Below are 19,665 nucleotides of genomic sequence, written 5' to 3'. Positions count from 1 at the left end.
AAATATAATCTTTTCAATTTTCCTAACTTGAAAAGATTTGATGCCTTTTCACAATTCATATAGGATTGCTATAGATTGTCTGATTTGGCAGAGTCGGGTTTTCCTATCCATTTGACTAATACTGCTGTGAGTCAGGTGGAAGAAGTGACACGGAACCAGACAACGGGATCAACTACTTATGATTCTAAGGGTAGAGAAAGGGTGAATACAGCCCCTTGACCGGGTTTACTACTGGCTGTAATACTGCCTTCATGCGCTTCAATAATGCGTCTGGCAATCGCTAGACCCAGACCAACCCCATTCTTACTAGAGCGGCTCGTGGTGTAAAACTGTTCAAAAATGCGAGGTAAATCGGTTTCAGGAATGCCGCTTCCCTGGTCTCGAATTGAAATCAGAGCCTGTTGCTTGTTGCCAGAGGCAGCAATGAAAATACGAGCATTGGGGGTAGAGTACTTAATCGCATTGTCTAAGAGATTCAAAAAAGCCTGTAATAAGCGTTCCGAATCGCCCATAATCCGAAGGTCAGCAACATCAACTTCTACAGTCACGTTTTTAGCCTGCATACGAACTTCCATTGCTCTAATCGCACGGCTGATGACACTTTCTAAGGCAATGGCTTGGATTTCTAATAGCGTGACACCCGCTTCTAAGCGTCCTAAATCAAGCAAATCGTGAATTAAGCCCGAAAGTCGCTTCGTCTCCTCTTTGATGGTTTGAAAGAAGCGATCGCGCAACTCCGGCTCATCCACAGCGCCACGCTCCAGCGCATCAATGGTGACCTGAACATTACTCACAGGGGTCCGCAGTTCATGGGAAACATTCGCTAGGAAGGCTCTGCGTTCGTTGTCCAATGATTTCAACCGTTCACTCATACGATTCAGTTCCGTTGCGAGTTGGTCTAGTTCATTGCTTTGACGAATCACGAGTTTGTCATCAAACTGTCCTCTACCCACGCGAATCGCAAAGTTTCGCATCACCTCAATGGGTTTAGAGAGACTCCGGGCTAATCGATTGCTGACCAAGGTACAGAGAAGAATGGTAATGCCAAGGGCGGCTAAAATTGTCCAGATCACCCTTACAAACTGTTTCTGAAACTGTTCTAAAGTAATCGAGATGCGTAATATCCCCAACATCTGACCGTTGCGAGTCATCGGTTTGACAATATAGAGGCGATCTTCCCTTGATAAAACCCCTTTAGTAACGCCCTGCACCGAATGACCGTCTAGTGCTTCTGAAACGCCAGATATCAGCAGCCAATTGGTGATTTGTCGATCTGTTCGAGGGTCAGAGGTGGCTAACAGCGAACCTTGGGCATCAAAGACACGGAGTGTGATATTGGCGGGTGCCCCATAGCGCCGGACAATGATCTGCACCCGTTGGATATCTTTTTCTTCGAGGGCATCTGCAACGCTCTCGCTCAGTGCTGTTGCCCAGTTTTCTAAATCTGTCTGACGAGACTGCATGAAAAAGGCATAAAACGTCCATAGGATGTAACCAGACATAAGCGAGGTTCCTAAGACGATCAGGATCAGGTAGGTAGCCAAGAGCTTCGTGTGGATTGAATTCCACCGAAGAGATGCTAACCATCTGCTCGTAAAGGAGTCTTGGGCAAAAAGTTTCATCGGCTCAAACATGGCTGGGATAAATGGTGTATCCGTTGCAAGCGATCCTAACCTAGCGCCATTGGTCATGGATTGAGCCAACCGAGCTATCAAACCCTTGAAAGATGCCTTAATCGCTTTTAAGTAGATTCCGCATGATGGCGGCGCAGCAAAGCTTTAATCCGTGCGAGCAATTCCTGCGTATTGAAGGGTTTGGTCACATAATCATCTGCCCCTGCCTCTAAGCCCAACACTTTATCCATATCTTGGTCTTTAGCCGTTAGCATCAGTATAGGCACATTAGAAAAAGCCCGGATACGCCAACACACTTCCATCCCATCAACTTCTGGCATCATCAGATCGAGCAGAATGATATCGGGTACTTGCTTGTGGAATTGTTTGATCGCGCTGTGTCCATCTGGTGCTGTAGTGACCTCATAGCCTTCCTTTCTCAGTGAGTAAGCAAGGCTTTCACAGAGTGGGGCTTCGTCGTCTACCAACAAAAGATGCGGCATTAGTATAAATAGTTACATTTCATATGGAGTATCTCAAAGGCAGGATTAACCGACATCTACCTTGAGAGGTAAATCGTCTTGGTTCCGCTCAGGTTTTGCTGCTTACAAATACTAGGCAGCAAAACGATGGACAGTTACGAGCGGTTATACCAATTTAATGTGAAGTTGCACATATCTCGATCCCCCTCGCATCTCCCTGATAGTAGGGGAACGAAAGATCAGACTCTTGTCCCCCCCCGGACGCGGGGGGCGCCAGGGTGATCGGATTCTACGGGGCCTCATAAAAAATTGGTATAAGTGGCGATCGTCTCATTAAATTTATGATATTGGAAGTGGCAATTATTGATTTTAAGCCTCATATAACGGGAGCAAGATAACATATGATTGATATCGGTCTCACACACATCGCACTGGCCGTTTCTGATGTCGATCGCAGTATTGAATTCTACTCCAAGTATGCTGGAATGCAGGTCGTTCACCGCCGCATTGATGCAGAAACTGGTGTTGCTGTGGTCTGGCTTTCCGATCGCACTCGCCCTTTTGTAATTGTGCTAATTCAAACAGACTCCGTACATCCCGTTCTGTGTCCCTTTGCACACCTCGGAGTAGGTTGCAAAAGCCGCGAATACATGGATTCTCTCTGCGACAAAGCACGTCAAGAAGGCGTACTGCTTGAGGAACCAAAAGATGCTGGATATCCGATCGGCTACTGGGCTTTTTTGCGAGACCCGGACGGTCACACGCTGGAACTATCATACGGGCAAGAAATCGGATTTACAGTGGAGAAAGCTACTTAAAGTTATAATAAACAAATCGCCCTCCAAACCCGATCGTTTCTCATCTGGAAATAGACTGGAGAATCAAATGACCGCAGCAATCATCGCACCACCCAGAAAAGAATCACCCCTTCTGTTTGACGGACTCACTTGGAGAGAGTTCAAAGCAGTTGAGCAATTGTTAGACCGTCCAGGATATCGACTTTCTTTCCTGGATGGAATTCTGGAGATACGACGAATGCCTGGAGAACCCCACGAAATTGTTAAAGCAAGAATTGGTGCATTGTTGGAGCTTTACCTGCTGATGGCGGGGTTTGACTTTACTCCAACTGGCTCAATGACTCTGGAAAGTGAAACCGGAAAAGTCAAGCGAGAGGCCGATAAATCTTATAAACTTGCTCCTGGTCGCAGGCTACCCGATTTGGCGATCGAGGTCGTGTTTTCCAGTGGTGGCATCAACCAACTGGAGGCATACAAGCGGCTGAAGATAAAGGAAGTGTGGTTCTGGGAAGATGGATTGTTAGAGGTTTATCACCTGCGGGGAGAGGGCAATACACTTCATTATGAAAAGGTTTCCAGTAGTGAGGAGGTGAAAGGGATCGATTTGGATTTGTTGTTGCGCTGCATCAATATGGTGAATCATGTTGATGCAGTTAAGACTTTTCAACAGGCACTCCAGAAATAGCTGGGAATAGGGGATTTCGCCTCCTTTTACCACCTTTTTTGACATCTCAATATCCGCAAAAAGCAATGGGGAATGGCAATGATGCAAGTTGTAATTGTGGGATCGGGGCCAACTGGTGCGGCACTTGCCTTACTGCTGGTGAAACGAGGTATTGCTGTAACGTTGGTTGAGGCGGCAAAAGATTCCTACCGAGTGTTTCGCGGTGAAGCGTTAATGCCGAGCGGATTGGATGCGATCGCACAAATGGGCTTATCCACTATGCTAGAAGGTGTTCCACACCGACAAATTGATGCCTGGGAGTTCGTTGTGGGATCTCGGCAACTATTTCGAGTTGATGAGCCAATGGGGTCAAATCGACCTTGTACGCTGGTATCGCAACCGCCTTTGCTAGAAACACTAATTTCAGAAGCTCAGTTGCATTCAGAGTTTGAGTTTATCCCAGGTGTTCCTGTAAAAGATTTACTGTACAGCAACGATCGCATTGCGGGTGTAAAGCTAGGAGATGGGCGAGAAATTCCTGCTGCACTTGTGATTGGTACAGATGGTAGAAACTCGGTTGTACGACAGCGTGCAGAATTAGAGTTAGTAAAACAGCAGAATAATGTAGATGTTCTGTGGTTTAAACTTGCCGCTCATCCTCGGTTTGTGGCGGATAATGTATTTTATGCGATCCTGAATGGCGGTAGCGCATTCAGTATCTTTCATGGGGCAGAATCAGGAAAACTTCATCTGGGTTGGGTGCTATCTGCCGATGACAAAACGGATTGGAAACACACAGACTGGGCAGAAACTTTCGCATCGCTATCTCCTGCGTGGATGGCAGAACATTTCCGCAACTGTGCCGATACGATCGAATCTCCGATGCGATTATCTGTTGTGGTTGGTCGCTGTCCGCGCTGGCATCGACCAGGAATCATACTTTTGGGGGATGCTGCACATCCCATGTCTCCGCTCCGCGCTCAAGGAATTAACATGGCGTTACGCGATGTAATTGTTGCGGCCAATCACCTTGTACCTTTATTGAAAGCAGGGGCTAATTACGAGGATATTGACTTAGCATTATCGCGGATTCAGGCAGAACGCGAACCGGAAATTATTCGCGCCCAACAACTTCAAGCACAAGAAGCCGGGAAAGGCGAACAACTGCGAAAAAATCGATTGTTGCGTTTATTGATGATGCAAGCTGCTCCGTTTTTGAGTGAAAAAATTAAACAATTTTGGGTAAAAGGACAGTATGAATTGCGCCAAGGAGTAACAGAGGTAAAATTGGTTGTGTAAAAAGAGGAAATTCAAAGTTAGGAGAAAATTGTATGCGATCGACAACTATCAAAGGACCCATCGGCACTATTCACATCATCGAAGCCAGCCCCCCTGTCACTGCTGGGGAGTCGGAACTGCTGCCGGTGGTGTTCGTGCACGGTGTGACGGTTTCCGCGAGCATCTGGGAGGCGCAGCTTGCCCGTGTCGCCCGTACCCGACGCGCGATCGCTCTTGATATGCGGGGACACGGTGATTCTGCACCGCCGGAGGACGGCAACTATGCGCCCGCCTCCTGTGCAGCGGATGTTTTCGCGGTACTGGATGGGCTGGGACTCGATCGAGTGGCGATCGTCGGACACAGTTTCGGTGCTTGTATTGCCCTCGCCACAGCAGCCAGCGCACCGCACCGCATCGCGCAGTTGATCCTGGCAGACCCACCTGGAGACTTTACCAAGGTGTCTGCAGAGGTGCACGAGACACAGCTAGTCCCCTTCCAGAGGGTTCTGGAGACGGAGGATTGGCGGGCTGCTGTGGAAGCGGGCTTCAACGACGCACTGACAGGAAGCACCGCGGATACGCGCGATCGGATTCTCGCTTGCTTGGCGGCGACTCCACAGGATTGTCTGTGTGGAATGTATCGCGGGATGTTTGCCTTTGAAGCTGTTGATGCTCTCGATCGCTACCTAGCAGCCCCTGGAACACGAGCCCACGCCATTATTGCTCCCTCAAACACTTTTCCGTTCAGCCTCCACATCCTCCGTCCCACACTGACGACAACTACGATCCCCGATACTGGACACTGGCTGATGCTGGATGCGCCAGAGGCCTTTGCTAGGGAACTTGATATCTGTTTGGAAGGTGTTTAATAGAGATTTCGACCAACTCTGTGAGTTTTACCACAATTCATCGAGAGTTAAGTTGTGGGGGTTTTTGAGGATGAAGGCGTTGTTGTCTTTTTTGATTAAGTCACCGCTACAGAGAATCGGTAAGCGTTCTTGATAAGCTTTAATCGCCAGGATATAATCTTTGTCTGCGAGTGAAGTTTGAATTTTCCGCAATTTGTCAGCTACCAGGCCGAGGAGAGTTATTTCGCCACTTAATTTGTCGGTGTTGGGGGTGTGAATTTGCATAACAATTCCCTGAATAATCGTGTTGGGAATGCTGGTAAGTAGTTCGCTTAAAATTTCAAATTGAGGGCGACTTTCGGCGTTTTCTAGGGTTGGGATTGCCTCGCGGATGCGGGCTGCATAATCTCCCAGGTTTTCCCGGTTAGGTAGCAATATTTCAAATTCTTCTGCATCGGCTTTTGGTTTGTGCCAAAGTGTGGCATTATCTAAGAAAGGTTGGTCTTCATGCCAGCCGTGAGTTTGTAAGTAATTTCTCAGTTGATTTAGCTCGATTGTTTCGAGAGTTTGGCTATCTTTTACGGTGACTTTCATGGTTGAACTCCTTGGCTAATTCCCTCCATAATTGACTGAAGGGCGAGGACTGTAAATTGGTTGGTTCTGGGGATGGCGACGGTGACAGCGTTTGTGTTTTGTGTTTTTGGCTTTCCCCGCAGCGAGGTCCAATATCCGCAGTTTCTGATGCAGAGTTCTGTTTCGGACTGGGTTAACCAGTCTTCGGGTATTTCGGGGATTAAAACGACAACTAAAATTCGGGGAATGGCGAAGTTATCCATTCTTAAGTCGTCGTAGTTTTTGAGATTGAGGGGGTAGCGGATAAAGTGATTGTCTTGGATATCTCTTGATGTAGATTTTAACTGCAATTCTAAGCGAGGTGCGCTGATGGGGCCTATCCCGCCGCCTTTGGCAGCTACTCCCCAGTCTACGCTGTCATCGTCTACGGAAGGTGTGTAGAGGGAATAGCCGGCAACGGTGGTGACAGCTTGCAGGTAGATGTTGCTGAATTGTTCTTTTTTTTTTTTGATATCTATTAATTAATCCTCTCTATATTTTAGTAGTTTACTTGACTAAAAAAGAAGATAAAATTACGTCAAAAGCTGACAAAATAGCAGCGCATATGAGTGCCCAGATAGCCCCTTTAAACAAATCTGCTGTTTTGTCTCTATTTTTCGCCAATTCCTTTATTGAGTGATTCCAGTTTTCTAGGATTGAGAGTCTATACTCTTCCTCTGGTATGTCAAGACATTTCTCTATTAATTCTTCTGGTAAAATTATTTGCCCTGCTGTTTGTGGCTTAAACCCCAAGAAACAATAAATCAAAGAAATTATTAAAGCAAGGTAACTTAAAATTTTTAAAACTAAACAAAAATTACACTCCAACGAAATATCCAAACCATCAATATTTACTGCCAGCGAACGATCGGGTAAGCTTGAAAAAAAGCGAATGAGAGCTGCATCAAATCCCAGCACTACACCTAGTTTTGTATTAAGCCTATTGATACTCAGATCTAAATCTTTTAATGCCTGAGCAGCGTATTCGTAAATTAGCGTTATATTGGGATTACATTCGTTATTACTCAAAGGAACCTCTATGTCTAATAATTCAGCAGATCAGCACGAGTCTAATACTTCTCGAAAACCTCCCGAACCTCCAAAACCTCCAAAACCTCGTGAACCCATTAAGTTTGAAAAGACGGTGCATTTGAGAAATGATGGTGCGGGTTCCTGATATTTCTAGCTAGGTTCTCTAAATCCTTCACCCGAATCTGACCGGAGAGCACTTGGGGCCGCAAAACATCACGGGTTACAGCTAGGGTGAAGGATTGCTCTAAGATTTTTCATAATAGTTATCTTGACTTCGCACTCTCCAATTTTATCATTCCTCCTCAATTTCCACATCCACGGCTTCTAACTCAGCTTCCAACTGCTCAATCGTCGGCAAACATCCTTTCAGGAAAAGCTGTTTCTAAGTCAACAGCTAAATTGTCTATAACTTTTGCTCCCCATCCTCGCTGCTGTTGCCTGTTTAAAATATTCCGTCCAATTGGCCAGTAAAGCAACACTAATTCGCGATTAACAGAAAGTACGGCCCGCACTTGATATCGCACAATATGTTCCTTAAGTTATCGCAAAAAATCATGATAATCTTCAGCAATTGACGAACTATCCGCCAGAACCCACCCTCGGCAGATTTCCCCGAATCATCGCCTCTAACTTGGCACTCTCGGCAAATTGCCTCTCCAACTTCGCCGTCAAATGCAGCATCTTCTCGTCCAAACCCTCCTCCTCCTCCTCCTCCGCCTCCGCCCTCACATACCTCTCAGGAGTTAAAACCTAACACTTACCGTTTTGCTTTTTTGTTGCCTATTGACTTCGCACAAGTGTTACAACTCTTCTGGAAAGTACATTTGCAGCAAATCTGCCCCGCCCTAACCAAACTGGCCTAACTTCTCCAGAACTTAGGTAAAAAGCACCTAAAGTATGATGCGAAACTCGGGCAAAACTCTTACTCTATAAATTCATCGGGCATTAAACCGATATCCACAACCGCCAAGATTTATTGCCAAAAATTAAATCTTTCCGGCGAAAAGTTGCTATTTAATGAATAAGACTTTACAATCCAGCAAGGTAAATGAAACTCTCAATGAGCAGCCCTGCAAGCACGAACCCGAAATGGGTAGCAAGTGCCAAAAAGCAGCAAAAGCTACCTTTTTTAACTCTTTCAACAGCAAAGCATTGGCAGAAAAACCCAGGGATCGACGGTTGGCATCTTGGAACGAATGCTTTGCTCGCAATACTACTTGAAATGTATCAAAACTTGTCAGCCAAATTTAGCCCTAACAGATGCCTAGCTGTAACTCTTGCTGCGTAAGGTTTCAGTTTCTAATTAGGCTGGTTTTATTGTCTTTAACTACTTGAGTGAGGATTTGCTCGTATGATTTCGATTTCTACAACTCAATCCGATGTGCTACCTTTGCCTTCGCCAACCGTAACGGCTGCAACCCAAAGCAGCGTTACTGCTGCAACAGGTGTGTGCGTGACGGTGCACGGTCACTTTTACCAGCCACCCCGGGAAAACCCTTACCTGGACGCGATCGAACGCCAAGCCAGCGCATCTCCCTCCCATGACTGGAACGAACGCATTGACAAGGAGTGCTACCGCCCGAACGCCTTTGCCCGCATACTCAACGATCGCGGCGAAGTCGCGGGGATCGTCAACAACTACGAGTATATGAGCTTCAACATCGGTCCTACACTGATGAGCTGGCTGGAACGCTATGACCCGGAAGTCTACCAGCGGATTCTGGAGGCTGATCGCAAAAGCTGTCAGCGCCTCAACGGTCACGGCAACGCGATCGCCCAAGTCTACAATCACATCATCATGCCGCTGGCTAACGAGCGAGACAAATACACCCAAATTAGGTGGGGGATCGCAGATTTTCGCTCCCGATTCAATCGCGATCCCGAAGGAATGTGGCTCGCCGAAACCGCCGTAGACTACGCCACCCTCGAAGTTTTAGTCGCTGAAGGCATCCGCTTCATTGTCTTAGCCCCCTCCCAAGCAGAACGCTGCCGCCCGCTAATCGGGCAAAACCACGAAGGGCAACCAGCGGAAAATTCCGAATGGCACGAAGTCGGCGGCGGTCAAATCGATCCGACTCGCCCGTACCGCTGCTATTTGAAACCAGAAATGCGGTTGATGGCTGACCACCAACTCTCGCCGCTGAGCACTCACTATTTTGGCCGCCAGCACTCCCAAAATTCTGCAGCGCCACCTGCCAACACTCCCTACATTGATATCTTTTTCTACGACGGCCCGATCTCGCGGGATATGGGCTTTAATGACGTTCTCAGCAGCAGCCACCACTTGGCAGGGCGGTTGGGTCAAGCAGTACGGGGAGACCACCGACCGGCTCAATTAATCTGCGTGGCGACGGACGGCGAAACTTTCGGCCACCACAAAAACAGTACCGAAAAATGCCTCGCCTACGCCTTCACAGAAGAGTTTCCCCGTCGAGGCTGGACGGTGACGAATTTTGCTCATTATTTAAGTCAAAATCCGAGCGCTTGGGAAGTGGAACTCAAACCCGTGACGGCCTGGAGTTGCTCTCACGGGGTCGATCGCTGGCAAGATGATTGCGGCTGCGGTGGCGGCGGCGGATGGCACCTCAAATGGCGCCGCCCTCTGCGAGATACTCTGAATTGGCTGCGCGATCGGCTGATTCCGATTTACGAAGAAGCGGGGCGCAAGCTGTTGAGCGATCCCTGGAAAGCCAGAGATGAATATATTGAGGTCATCCGCGATCGATCGCCCGCTAACGTTGACAGTTTCCTTCAACGCCATCAAGTGCGCCAACTCGACGACGCCGAACAGGTAGACGCACTGCGACTGCTGGAAATGCAGCGCCACACCCTGTTAATGTTCACTAGCTGCGGCTGGTTTTTTGAAGAAATCTCGCGGCCAGAAGGCGTGCAAATTCTGCGCTACGCGGCCCGGGCGCTGGAATTGGCGGGCGAAGTTACCGGCATCCAGCTAGAAAAGGATTTTGTCGCTCAACTAGCCCTCGTACCCAGCAACGTTGACTGTTTTAAAACAGGGGCAGAAGTTTACCGCCAACTGGTGGTGACAGCCCAAATTAGTCTCAAACAAGTGGCCGCCCACTACGCAATCAGTTCTCTGTTTGCCAAATTTCCCCGCGAACAGCGAGTTTACTGCTATCAGGCCGAGCAGGAAGATTTCCAAATTCAGCGCATGGGCTCGATGACTCTGGCTGTGGGTCAATTGCAGTTAACCTCGGAAATTACGCGGGAAACAGAGGTTTTTGTGTTTGCTGCGTTGCACCTCGGCGGCTGGGACTTCCACTGCTGCATTCAGCCTTTTGGCAGCCGCCGGTCTTACACTATGCTCAAAGAGCGGTTGTTTGGAGTTATGCAAGAAGCTTCGGCGTCCCACGCGATTCTGGAAATGGTGCGCCTGTTTGGGGATCAGTCCTTTAGCTTGCGGGATTTATTTGCGGAGGAACGCCACCGGATCGTGCAGTTGCTGAGTCAGGAAAATTTGACTCGGTTGGATCAGCTTTACACTCAGGTTTACCGGGAAAATTACGGGGTGATAATGGCGTTCCACCGAGACGAGTTGCAGGTGCCGGTAGAGTTGCAGGTGGCTGCTGAGGTGGCTTTGGGACACCGCTGTTTGACGGCGGCCAAGGCCTTGGAACTGGAAACCGAGAACCCGGAGGCGCTGCTGGCCGAAATTGAGGCGATCGCCACTGAAAGCGGCCATCTCCGCTGTCGGTTGAACGTTCCCGAAGTCAAGGAAATTTTGGAAAAGATGGTTTGGCGATCGCTTGAGGCGCTGCTGCAAGCAGGATCAGGCATGGAGGATCACTCGCCTGTCAATTTAGAAGCTGATATCCGCACGATCGAGCGTTTGATTGCAGTGGGCGATCGGCTGAGTCTGGGTTTGTGTCTGGATCGATCGCAGGAACTGTATTTCAATTCTCTCTACAGTCAAATTGTGCCTCTGTGTTTGGGCTGGCTGCAACTGCAAGAGGTGTCGGCGGGCGACAGTGTGGTCGCTGCCGTTGCCTTGGGGATTGCAGGTTCCGGCGCCGGCTGGGACTTGCCTTCGATCCGGCAGTTGCTGGAGTTGGGTCAAACCTTGGGCGTTGATGTTGAGTGTTGGTTAAATCGGTTAAGTTGATCGTTTCTCGATTAGCCAATCAAATCAATTCCCGCGCTTGAGAATCCGCCCGATCGGGGTTTAAATCCCGATCGGATCTGCGGGATCAACCGAGGATCTATCGGCATGGAGGCTTCCCGGGATCGCGGCTGGCGATCGAACCACCGACAGAACACCGGCAAGTTTCTTTGAGTTTTCGCTCTACTTGTGTGGGAAGATAAAAATACTGTCCGCAAAGCCTACAGGTGTTCTGCACCAGTAGGCTTTGCAAAGTTTTGAAGAGAGAACACTAAATTTAAGTCTATGAAAGTTGGCGATCGCGTTTGCATTAAAAACTCTGTTGTTGTCTACCACCACCCTGAAAATCGCAGTAAACCATTTGATATTAAGGGTATGGAAGGAGAAGTCGTGGCGATCGTTCACGAATGGCACGGCCGACCTGTCAGTGCCAATTGGCCGGTTCTAGTTCAGTTTGACAAAAAATTTCGAGCTCACCTGAAAGAGGATGAGGTCGAATTGATATCTTCGGAAGTCTAGCTGTCTCCAAAGTTGAAGCCGGAGGTCAAAGACAATATCCAATCCGGTCTGTCGATTTTAGATTTTAGATTTTAGATTTTAGATTTACTCCACAGATGAATCTGGAAGCTTTAACTAGGATCTAAAATTTTGTGATGATCGCGAATCCTGGCGGAAAGCAATTATCGGTTTTTGGGCGGGGGTCCTATAACTGTTGTAGAGTTTGTAGTGAGGAGTTCAGTTTTTTCTGTGGCTTTTAGTCGAGCGGCGGGACTAAAGCCCTTACTACAAACCACCTTTTTTGTTCACTCCTTAATTTTTCGACCGTCCCCGGCTGAACCAGCCGAAGATATTCAAATCTCCCTGCATTTTCTGCAATTCCTGCTGATGCTGCTTGGCTGTAGCGTAATACCACTGGCAGTGAAGTTGTAGTTCTTGACGGTACTTAATTTCCTCGTAAAACTCGCGGACAATTTGGTGTCTCTGAAAAATTTCGGCCGCGGGAGTCGGTTCTGGGGCAATGTTTTGCAACTCGTGAGGCAGCATGATTGTTTGGGGGCGACTGTGGCTAATATTTGCTGTAATGACTTTAAGCTAACACACTGAATCTATTTTAGATTTTGGAAGTGGCTTCACGGTTGAGACTACTTGAATTCTTCAATCCAAAATCCAAAATCCAAAATCTAAAATTCTGTTAAAGCCATCCCCGCAGACGATAAACGATTAAGCCGATGTATTCTTTCAAAGCTTTAGTTGACTGGTTTAACTGATAGGTGTCCGGCAATAAATCCAAGGCGACTGCTTGCCAATTGCTTTGGGATGCTGCGATATCCTGCTGCGTTATCTGAAAGTCTGTTGGTGCGGCAATTGCTTTTATTCCCTGACGCTGGAAAATTAAGAGCGATCGAGTCATGTGCATCGCCGATGTCACTAGCAAAACCGGCCCTTTTATGCCTTTACCATCTAAAATTTTCCGCACGTTGACGGCATTTTGATAAGTGTTGTGGGACTCGGGGTCTTGCAGAATTGCTGATGCCGGTACACCTATTGTTTGGGCAATTTCTGCCATGTCTGCCGATTCGGGAGGCCCGCCGCTTTTCCAATCTACTCTACCGCCGCTGAGAATTAGCAGGGAAGCTTTGCCTTGCTTGTAAAGTCGGGAACCATAGATTATGCGATCGCCCGCTTCCGCTAATTCAACCCAAGGACGGGGAGGTAAAGCTGCTTTGACACCGCCGCCCAAGACGATAATCGCTTCAGCTTGGGGGAGTTCGGCAGTTGGTAAGTTTTGCCATTCGAGCGATCGAACTAACGATTTTGAAACCCAACCGCTACTTCCGAGCAGTAAAATAATTAGAGCCGCAGCAATTGGCGCCGCCGCCCATTTTGGACGCTTCCAAAGTGTTATTAAAGCCGCCATCATTAACAGGCAACTCAACCCCAAAGGATAAATAAACAGCGGCAGGAGTTTCGACAGAAATACAAACATTCAGCAAGTAATTCAAATTGCTAGTTAGCGGTAATGGGTAATTGGTAATGGACTATCGTTACTCGCTAATCTGTAATTAGTAATTTAGGTGGCGGGAGTTGTTAATTTTTAGTATTGAGTTTTGAATTGTGAACTCTTTAACTTAAATCTTAAAACTCAATACTAAAAACTATTTTCGGTGCTAGCGACGATCCTCTGGCCCAGACAACCAGTCTAACAATGTAGGAGCTTCACGCCTAGAGGTTTTGCTATATAGTTTGCTCTCAGTTTCCACTACTTCTTTATTGAGGATAGCATCCGAGGTTTTATCCTTGGAACGCATATTCGGGTTGAGTAGTAGTTCGTTGTGCCACCAAGCGACAATTACACCTGCTGCCACGCCGCCGATGACACCAAGAGCGAGACTCACGCGCAGCGAAGATCCTACTAAGCGAAACCCAACGGTAAACAACACAAACCATATCAGCGCGGGGTTAAACCCCTTGGAGTCTCCGGTAAATTTTGGCATGAGCTGCAAGTTGTGTTTGTAATAACACAGAAAGATATTGACAATATTAGCAGACAATCAAATTCGCAAGGGCGATCGATCTGCAACTACTCTCCACAAATCAAGTTTAATTGTACCTCTAAGTCTTGCGCGGTATCTACAATCTTTACAGAAATTTGCTCTAATTCTGTACAAGGTTCAAAAGCTGCTTGCTGCGAACTCAATAGTTCTGCCGTCGCGTCGGCAATATCGCCCCTGCGCTGTTGCAGTCGTTCTCGCAATACTTCAATTGGTGCGGTGCAGTAAATAATTTGTAGGGGCAAGCCGTGGGATTGAGCCCGATCAATCGCATCGGTTCTCAAGTTTTGGCGATCGAACTTTGCATCTAAAATCACATCCCAACCTCGGTCAGCCAGCACTATCCCCAACTCTAACAATCTACCATAAGTCTGCGCGGTCATTTCATCGGAGTACAAATCTTGCCCGCCGCGTTCATTTAAAGGAATTCCGCCTAAATGCTTGCGAACAGCATCGGATCGAATGTGAATTGCCCCTGTACGGCGAGCCAAATATCGAGCGGCTGTACTCTTGCCAGAACCAGACAAACCCGACATCAAAATTAACTTTCCCCGGCGCGGTTTTGTGTATTGCCAAGCCAGTTTATAATAATGAGCGGCAGTCTGTGAAATCTCTGCTTTTTGGGCAGTTGAAATAGCGGTATCGTCCAACATTAACGAAGTTACTTTCGCTCTAACATAAGCTTGACGGCTCAAATACAAAGGCAACAATTGCAGCCCTTCCCAATCCCCGGTTTGTTCGATGTAAGTATTGAGAAAAGCATTGCCTAAGTCTCTGCGCCCCCGCGATTCCAAATCCATTACTGTAAAAGCGACATCGTACATGACATCAACAAAGCGAAAAAACTCGTTAAATTCAATGCAGTCAAACAGCAAGATTTTATCTTGCCAGAAGGCTATATTCCGCAAGTGCAAATCTCCGTGGCACTCGCGAATTTTATTATTAGCCATCCGCAGGTTAAATAAATCTTGATTTTTTTCAAAAAACGCATCTGTATAATCTTTAGTTTCCTGAAATTGTGCCTGAGTCTGCGGCCCGCCGATATATTTTTGTGAAATTTGGTAATTCTTATCTATTCCTGTGCTAATCTGACTGACTTCGCCAAATCTGCGAATGTAGCTATTACTAATTGCCGTGCTGTGAAAGTTGGCAACTTCCCGCCCTAAGTCTGCCATAAGTTGCTCGGTCAACAGTCCGCGTTCCAACAAACTGAGCAACAGCGACTCTTGAGGAAATTCCCGCATTTTCAGCACGTATTCTACAGCAATTTCGGCAGAATTCATAGCAGGTAGCTTGCTGGAAAATTGAAACGAATCGCCTCTTTGTACAATCGCCAAAACTTCCAGATAAATTTCGGCGGCTGTACGCTGATTCATTTGCAATTCTTGATTGCAAAAATGCTGTCTTTTCTCCAAGGTTGAATAATCGACAAAGCCAAAATCAACTGATTTCTTGATTTTGTAAACATAGTCTCCTGTGAGGAGAACAAAGGAGGCATGAGTCTGAATTAGCTGCACTGGTTCTGTCACCCCGTGCGGGTAAAACCCGGGCTGCAACATTTGCTGAATCAGAGGTGGGAGACAAGTCATAGCGATTTTAGATTTTGGATTTTAGATTTTAGATTGGGGCTTTTGGATTTTGAATTTTAGATTTTAAGTTGGGGACTTTAGATTGGGAGTGGGGATGTTGACTTTAATCCGATTTATTATAGAGTTGATAGTTAGTGTAAAATAAAGCAGCGATGACAGAAAATAATCAAGAATCTGGTTCAGTGGATGTGTTTGGCGTGGGAAATGCCCTGGTAGACATCCTAGCATTGGTAGAAGATGAATTTGTACTCGCTCACGGGCTGAATCGCGGCGGGATGACGCTGATGAATTCAGAAACCCAGGGGGGTATTTTGCACGATTTAGAGCACAATTCGCTGCAAATGCGATCGGGGGGTTCGGCGGCAAATACGATGATTGGTTTGGCTCAGAGCGGCGGTAAAGCGTATTATTCGGGGAAGGTTGCTAAGGATACTAACGGCGAATTTTATCGGCAAGATTTGCTGGCGGCGGGGATTGATTTTAACGTGCATCCTGCTGAGTCGTCGAAGGAGCCCACTGGTACTTGTGTTGTGCTGACTACGCCGGATGCGGAACGCACGATGTGTACTAATTTGGGTGTTTCTACTACTCTGGCTGCGACTGATATTGATGTCGATCGCCTGAGTCACTGCAAGTACAGTTATGTTGAGGGCTATCTTTGGGATGCTCCCGATCCGAGAAAGGCTAGCATTGAGACGATGGAACAGTCTAAGCGTCTGGGTGTGAAGGTGGCTTTTACTTTTTCGGATGGCTTTTTAGTCGATCGCTTTGCTGATGATTTTCACAAGGTAGTTTCTGAATATTGCGATGTAATTTTTTGCAATGCTGATGAAGTTCGCAGCTTTTTTAAGGACGAATCTCTGGAAGAGTGTGCTCGGAAAATGAGCGACATTTCGGATTTGGCTTTTATCACTAATGGGGATAAAGGCTGCATGGTGGTGGAGAACAAACAGATTGTTGATGTGGCTGGATTTCCGGTAAAGGCGATCGATACTGTGGGTGCTGGCGATGCTTTTGCGGGCGGTGTTTTGTTTGGAATTACTAATGGTTTGAGTTCTGTACAAGCGGCTCGTTGGGGCAATTATTTGGCTTCTAGGGTGGTGCAGATTCACGGGCCGCGTCTGGAGGGTTCTCAGGCTCATCTTTTGAGTGAGGTGATTTCTGGTTAGGAATTGAAAGGGGCGATCGCACTTTTTGTCGTAAGGGCGATCGCACTTTTTTGCACCGCAGATGAAGGCGGATGAACGGGGATGAACGCAGATGGGAGAAGGGTAATTTATATGTATCAAAAAAATTGATATAGTTTTCTCAGCAAGATGAGGTACAATCACAGCAGTGAGTAAACCAATTCCAAATATTTTCTGATGTAACTTCATTAAATGCAAAGTTTATCGCTTTTCCTAACTCTTGATAATTAGTCGTCTTGATAAAACGGAGAATGTTTTTAAGTTTTGACCGTAAATTTTCACGGTTGTGAGAAATCCGGCGAATAGGGCGACAAATATATTAATTTTGCCCGGGGTTTTTGATGGCTTTTTCTATTTATTCTCCGGTATGAATAGTACAATTATCCATCACTACACAAACCGCTTTCCATGATTTTGGTACGAGCTTTTGGATGAGAAAAGCCTCAAATGTCATTGCATCGGTTGTACCTGTTACATTGACTGATGTTAGGGCTTCATTAACCGATATGGCTCCACTTATTGAGACATTATCAGAGGAATTAGCGGAAATGGGGGATCGCTATTCTGGACATCCCAAAGCGTTACAACTCGTCGCAGCTTGGATTCGAGACGATACCGAGTTTCAGGGAAATGTGGGGATTTTTCTGCACCAGAGAGACTGGTTGCTGATTCGAGATATTGAAAGAGCGATCGATGAAATGATAGCCCGTCTCAGCGACGGCGAGCAAACTTGTCTCAGCCGAATTTCTGTCTACCAAACCTCAGAATATCCGCTATCTTTTGCAGGGATTAGCGCTCAAATGCCAGAAGTTAGCAAGTATGAACTTAAAGAAAATATTATTCAGGCACTCAAACGCCGACAATTGCTATATTACGATCGCCACCTCAAATCTTATCAGTTGCATCCGCTAGTTCGAGAAAAGGGCGAGTACCTACTAAGTCAACATCCCGAAAATCTCCGTACCGCCCACAGCCAAGCCTATCACTATTATATCAGCATTCCCCTCAAAACTAAATCGGAATGGCAAGATATCGAGGATATTAAGCCCCTAATCAGAGCGCACTATCATGCTTCTCAAGCAGGAGATTTAGATGCGGCAAATGCGATTATTTCTGAAGTCTATGAGTATTTGCGGCAGTGGAATTGTGCAGAGTTAGTATGTGCAAATCTACAGTTGCCATTGTTAACGGAAGTAAAAAACATTAGCCTTTAAGAGGCGGGCAAGATGCTCACCCCACAAGAAACTTGATGTGCTGTGGAACGGGCATCTTGCCCGTTTTCTTATTATTAATCAGGGCGGGAAAGATGCCCACCTCACAAGAAACTTGATGTGCTGTGGAACGGGCATCTTGCCCGTTTTCTTGTTAGTTTGGGCGGGCAAGATGCCCAACCCACAAGAAACTTGATGTGCTGTGGAACGGGCATCTTGCCCGTTTCTATAGTCAGGGCGGGCAAGATGCCCAACCCCTACTCCCCACAATAAATTTGATGTATAGCAATCCTTGCAGGAGTCGTAAATTTTTGACCCCACCCCAACCCTCCCCTTATCAAGGGGAGGGAGTAAGAAATTCACAAATGATTTAGGATGGCTATATAGACTTCAACTACTAGAATAAATTCCTCTTTCTTGCAGTTGCTGCATAAAAAACTCTTCCAAACTAGGCTTAGCCAAATTCATCCCAATTAGCTGCCCTCCCGTACCGCTCAGACTAGAAAGAAACTCCTTCGGATCGCCCTGCAAATGACCGTACCACAAATCATTATCAACTTCCATATCCGGTATCCATTTTTTCAGGATATTCAAGTGGCCGCCCCTACCTTCAACCCGGTAAGTTTCAGTATTACCTAGGATTTCGTCGATCGCACCAATGCAGATTAACTCACCCTTCGCCAAAATAGCCACTCGATCGCAAATCTTCTCCACATCAGACAATATATGCGAATTAAAAAAAATTGTTTTTCCTTGATTTTTCAGCGATAAAATTATCTCCCGCATCTGATAGCGTCCCATCGGATCTAAACCCGACATCGGCTCATCCAAAAATACCACATCTGGATTGTTAATCAAAGCTTGAGCCATGCCGATCCGTTGCAGCATTCCCTTAGAATAGTGGCGCAACTGTTTTTTAATTGCCGCCGATTTAGATAGCCCAACTAAGTCTAGCAAATTCGGAATTCGCTGTCGCTGAATAGAGGGGGGAATTTCAAACAAGCCCGCCGCAAATTGCAAGAATTCCCAGCCGGTGAGATAATCGTAAAAATAGGGATTTTCTGGCAAATAGCCGACTCGCTGCTTCACGGTGCGATCGCCCAAAGGCCTCCCCAACAGCAGTGCCCTGCCAGAAGTCGGCCGTACTATACCCAGCAAAGTTTTCAGCAGCGTAGTTTTCCCCGCTCCATTTTGCCCTAATAACCCGAAAGTTTCCCCCTCAGAGACAGTCAGAGTGCAATTTTTGAGCGATTCAATTTTTTCATTCATCCAAAAGCCGGTACGGTAGAACTTCCCCAGATTAAATGTTTCCACCACTGGGGTAGCTCCGGGCATCTCGGTGAAAGTTGGCGCATCTATAAGAGGTTCCATTTTTGTCAGAGAAATAACTAGCACCTGATTATATTCTATTGCATAAGTTAAGTAATAATTGCTGTTTTTAATGTTAAACTAATATTAGCTGTACTTAAAATTGGCAGAATATGGATCGTTCAAAAATTATTGCTATTATCACTGGGGTGATTTCTATAATTTTAGCAGTTGCCTACCTGCTGCTCGTCACCCTCCTCGACTTCCGAGGCGAAATGGTGCCCGCACCTCAAAGTCAGTTGCCAGTCTCCATGCCACTTCAGCAATTAGGCACTGCCAACCCGACTTTGCGAGTACATTAGTTATTGGTTATTG

At 46.8% G+C, this 19,665-nt stretch carries 22 protein-coding genes; 9 read left to right on the top strand and 13 right to left on the bottom strand.

Annotated features, from left to right (window positions below; genetic code table 11):
• Window positions 1–176: 176 nt before the first annotated feature.
• Together QUA62_RS18855 and QUA62_RS18850 are read right to left on the bottom strand one after the other, a co-directional pair.
• The gene (locus tag QUA62_RS18855) at window positions 177–1,502 is read right to left on the bottom strand and encodes an ATP-binding protein (protein WP_333405918.1); all 1,326 of its coding nucleotides are present in this window, start codon (window positions 1,500–1,502) and stop codon (window positions 177–179) included.
• Between the two features lie 239 nt (window positions 1,503–1,741).
• Window positions 1,742–2,116: a response regulator gene (locus QUA62_RS18850; RefSeq protein ID WP_190659809.1), complete on the bottom strand. Its 375-nt coding sequence runs from the start codon at window positions 2,114–2,116 to the stop codon at window positions 1,742–1,744.
• A 380-nt stretch (window positions 2,117–2,496) separates the two neighbouring features.
• On the opposite strand from QUA62_RS18850, the gene QUA62_RS18845 reads away from it, so the two are divergent.
• From QUA62_RS18845 to QUA62_RS18830, 4 genes are all read left to right on the top strand, one after another.
• The gene (locus tag QUA62_RS18845; RefSeq protein WP_333405916.1) at window positions 2,497–2,913 is read left to right on the top strand and encodes a VOC family protein; all 417 of its coding nucleotides are present in this window, start codon (window positions 2,497–2,499) and stop codon (window positions 2,911–2,913) included.
• Window positions 2,914–2,980: 67 nt separating this feature from the next.
• Window positions 2,981–3,577, top strand: coding sequence for a Uma2 family endonuclease (locus tag QUA62_RS18840; RefSeq protein ID WP_333405914.1), 597 nt, complete (start codon window positions 2,981–2,983; stop codon window positions 3,575–3,577).
• Between the two features lie 78 nt (window positions 3,578–3,655).
• Entirely contained in the window at window positions 3,656–4,855 is a 1,200-nt protein-coding gene (locus QUA62_RS18835; protein ID WP_333405912.1) for an FAD-dependent monooxygenase, read from the top strand.
• Between the two features lie 32 nt (window positions 4,856–4,887).
• Entirely contained in the window at window positions 4,888–5,703 is an 816-nt protein-coding gene (locus tag QUA62_RS18830; RefSeq protein WP_333405909.1) for an alpha/beta hydrolase, read from the top strand.
• Between the two features lie 27 nt (window positions 5,704–5,730).
• On the opposite strand, the gene QUA62_RS18825 is transcribed toward QUA62_RS18830, so the two are convergent.
• The 5 genes from QUA62_RS18825 to QUA62_RS18805 form a co-directional block, all read right to left on the bottom strand.
• The gene (locus tag QUA62_RS18825; RefSeq protein WP_333405907.1) at window positions 5,731–6,276 is read right to left on the bottom strand and encodes a hypothetical protein; all 546 of its coding nucleotides are present in this window, start codon (window positions 6,274–6,276) and stop codon (window positions 5,731–5,733) included.
• Complete coding sequence (locus tag QUA62_RS18820; protein ID WP_333405920.1) at window positions 6,273–6,767, bottom strand: DUF4365 domain-containing protein; 495 nt, start codon at window positions 6,765–6,767, stop codon at window positions 6,273–6,275. The genes QUA62_RS18825 and QUA62_RS18820 overlap by 4 nt, the downstream gene beginning before the upstream one ends.
• Window positions 6,768–6,801: 34 nt before the next feature.
• A complete protein-coding gene (locus tag QUA62_RS18815) occupies window positions 6,802–7,323 on the bottom strand; it encodes a hypothetical protein (RefSeq protein ID WP_333405905.1) in 522 nt (173 codons plus the stop codon).
• Window positions 7,324–7,670: 347 nt separating this feature from the next.
• The gene (locus QUA62_RS18810) at window positions 7,671–7,850 is read right to left on the bottom strand and encodes a DUF1016 N-terminal domain-containing protein (RefSeq protein WP_333405903.1); all 180 of its coding nucleotides are present in this window, start codon (window positions 7,848–7,850) and stop codon (window positions 7,671–7,673) included.
• Window positions 7,851–7,905: 55 nt separating this feature from the next.
• Window positions 7,906–8,055 carry a hypothetical protein gene (locus QUA62_RS18805; protein WP_333405902.1) on the bottom strand — a complete coding sequence of 50 codons (150 nt, stop codon included), beginning with the start codon at window positions 8,053–8,055 and terminating at the stop codon, window positions 7,906–7,908.
• Window positions 8,056–8,343: 288 nt separating this feature from the next.
• On the opposite strand from QUA62_RS18805, the gene QUA62_RS18800 reads away from it, so the two are divergent.
• The 3 genes from QUA62_RS18800 (at window position 8,344) to QUA62_RS18790 (ending at window position 11,962) form a co-directional block, all read left to right on the top strand.
• Complete coding sequence (locus QUA62_RS18800) at window positions 8,344–8,547, top strand: hypothetical protein (RefSeq protein WP_333405900.1); 204 nt, start codon at window positions 8,344–8,346, stop codon at window positions 8,545–8,547.
• 130 nt (window positions 8,548–8,677) lie between these two features.
• The gene (locus tag QUA62_RS18795; RefSeq protein WP_333405898.1) at window positions 8,678–11,446 is read left to right on the top strand and encodes a DUF3536 domain-containing protein; all 2,769 of its coding nucleotides are present in this window, start codon (window positions 8,678–8,680) and stop codon (window positions 11,444–11,446) included.
• 282 nt (window positions 11,447–11,728) lie between these two features.
• Window positions 11,729–11,962: a ferredoxin-thioredoxin reductase variable chain gene (locus QUA62_RS18790; RefSeq protein WP_333139898.1), complete on the top strand. Its 234-nt coding sequence runs from the start codon at window positions 11,729–11,731 to the stop codon at window positions 11,960–11,962.
• Between the two features lie 291 nt (window positions 11,963–12,253).
• On the opposite strand, the gene QUA62_RS18785 is transcribed toward QUA62_RS18790, so the two are convergent.
• The 4 genes from QUA62_RS18785 to QUA62_RS18770 all read right to left on the bottom strand — a co-directional run bounded on the left by QUA62_RS18785 (window position 12,254) and on the right by QUA62_RS18770 (window position 15,584).
• Window positions 12,254–12,487 carry a hypothetical protein gene (locus QUA62_RS18785; RefSeq protein ID WP_333405896.1) on the bottom strand — a complete coding sequence of 78 codons (234 nt, stop codon included), beginning with the start codon at window positions 12,485–12,487 and terminating at the stop codon, window positions 12,254–12,256.
• Between the two features lie 148 nt (window positions 12,488–12,635).
• On the bottom strand, window positions 12,636–13,430 hold the full coding sequence (locus QUA62_RS18780) for a YdcF family protein (RefSeq protein ID WP_333405894.1): 795 nt from the start codon (window positions 13,428–13,430) through the stop codon (window positions 12,636–12,638).
• A 181-nt stretch (window positions 13,431–13,611) separates the two neighbouring features.
• Window positions 13,612–13,938 carry a hypothetical protein gene (locus tag QUA62_RS18775; RefSeq protein WP_333405892.1) on the bottom strand — a complete coding sequence of 109 codons (327 nt, stop codon included), beginning with the start codon at window positions 13,936–13,938 and terminating at the stop codon, window positions 13,612–13,614.
• An 86-nt stretch (window positions 13,939–14,024) separates the two neighbouring features.
• Window positions 14,025–15,584 (bottom strand): AAA family ATPase, encoded by a 1,560-nt coding sequence (locus QUA62_RS18770; RefSeq protein WP_333405889.1) that lies wholly within the window; start codon window positions 15,582–15,584, stop codon window positions 14,025–14,027.
• Window positions 15,585–15,736: 152 nt separating this feature from the next.
• Between QUA62_RS18770 and QUA62_RS18765 the strand changes: the two genes are divergently transcribed.
• The gene (locus QUA62_RS18765) at window positions 15,737–16,753 is read left to right on the top strand and encodes an adenosine kinase (protein WP_333405888.1); all 1,017 of its coding nucleotides are present in this window, start codon (window positions 15,737–15,739) and stop codon (window positions 16,751–16,753) included.
• A 373-nt stretch (window positions 16,754–17,126) separates the two neighbouring features.
• On the opposite strand, the gene QUA62_RS29450 is transcribed toward QUA62_RS18765, so the two are convergent.
• Both QUA62_RS29450 and QUA62_RS18755 read right to left on the bottom strand, forming a co-directional pair.
• A complete protein-coding gene (locus QUA62_RS29450; protein WP_445301688.1) occupies window positions 17,127–17,279 on the bottom strand; it encodes a hypothetical protein in 153 nt (50 codons plus the stop codon).
• Window positions 17,280–18,372: 1,093 nt separating this feature from the next.
• A complete protein-coding gene (locus QUA62_RS18755) occupies window positions 18,373–19,353 on the bottom strand; it encodes an ABC transporter ATP-binding protein (RefSeq protein WP_333405884.1) in 981 nt (326 codons plus the stop codon).
• A 110-nt stretch (window positions 19,354–19,463) separates the two neighbouring features.
• On the opposite strand from QUA62_RS18755, the gene QUA62_RS18750 reads away from it, so the two are divergent.
• Window positions 19,464–19,652 (top strand): hypothetical protein, encoded by a 189-nt coding sequence (locus QUA62_RS18750; RefSeq protein WP_333405882.1) that lies wholly within the window; start codon window positions 19,464–19,466, stop codon window positions 19,650–19,652.
• Window positions 19,653–19,665: the final 13 nt, after the last annotated feature.

Source organism: Microcoleus sp. MON1_C1 (assembly GCF_036701945.1).
Taxonomy (GTDB): domain Bacteria; phylum Cyanobacteriota; class Cyanobacteriia; order Cyanobacteriales; family Microcoleaceae; genus Microcoleus.
This window is presented reverse-complemented; position numbering and strand designations above follow the sequence as displayed.